We start from the raw sequence: 1181 nt of genomic DNA on the forward strand, positions 1-1181 counted from the left end.
TGGCTGGTGTTAAAGCGGTGACGGACAAAGTCCTCGGAGAGATTGAGATTGCCGTTATAGGTATAATTAGTGGGGTTTTCCGTTTTAAGCCAGGCCAGGTAATCCGCGGGATAAGAGGAAGCAGTGGAAACTACATCCCCAGTCAATTTATCGCGGACAACAATATCGGCGCGGGAGACAGAGGATGCTACACCTTCAGAAAAATACCCGAAAATACTGGATGCATCGCCCACCTCAACATATTTAGTGGAGGAAAAACTAAAGTTCGCAGTGGAAGAACTGCTGTCGGTGGTATTACCAGTTTTATTGACCACAAAAATCCCAGTAGCGGCTTTAACTACTTTAGTTGTTTCGCCACCATCGAGATACTCTATCAAGTACTCATAGTCACCGCTCTCCAGTAGCTCTAGTGTTGCCTGGTGATTCACGCCATTCTGCACCGGCGACACTTCACTCCAAGAGCCAGTACCTGAACTGCGATATTTAAAAACTACAGCAGTTCCTTGCGGCTGAGTGGACAGTGGCCAAGTTATTGTCGTCGTTTCCTCATACTCGAGTTTTTTGCCAACATAGAAATCTTTTGCTTCTGTATAGGTAGACCTGACCTCATTCCTTAACAACTCCCAACTTCCGCCAGGTAGAATAGGAGGGGCATATATTCCTCTAACTTCTTCAGCCAACACTTCTACTGTGTAGCTCCCATCAGGGAGGTTATCTCCGTAATGATCTGTAAGATCTACACTACCATCCCAAGGCCAATTAACATCGGGAAATATATACCTATAAGAAAAGGTTCCATCATATCCGCTTGGCAAACTACCATCAGTGCGAGTTACCGTTACATTGAGTTGCCAATGCGAAAACTTGTCTGAAAAAGTATCTGGATCAGCGGTCCGTGGGGTAAATGCTCCGGGCTCAAGCTTTGTACTACTAGTAGTGGAGGTTACATATGGGTGTTCCGGACCACTTGCTGTCAATGGGGTGACAATGCTCAGCGTGCGTTGATCTGTATCCGTAAACTGCTCCGCAATAATGGCCGTGTTCGCATAGGTGTACGGTTGTACAGGTGCACGGGTAAACGAATTCGTAATGGCACTGCCACTCACACTTTCCGTTTGCGTATTTTCTACACGCTGATTGGTAGTGGAGGCGAGTGCATACGCATTTTGCGCCGGTCGGGT

General features: G+C 46.9%; 1 protein-coding gene. It reads right to left on the reverse strand.

The window, feature by feature from the left end; genetic code table 11:
- Positions 1-1181, reverse strand: a 1181-nt coding sequence (locus ABVT36_RS19040; protein ID WP_368457973.1) for a hypothetical protein, incomplete at both ends; no start/stop codon positions are given.

This window comes from Microbulbifer sp. TYP-18, from assembly GCF_040932045.1.
GTDB lineage: Bacteria > Pseudomonadota > Gammaproteobacteria > Pseudomonadales > Cellvibrionaceae > Microbulbifer.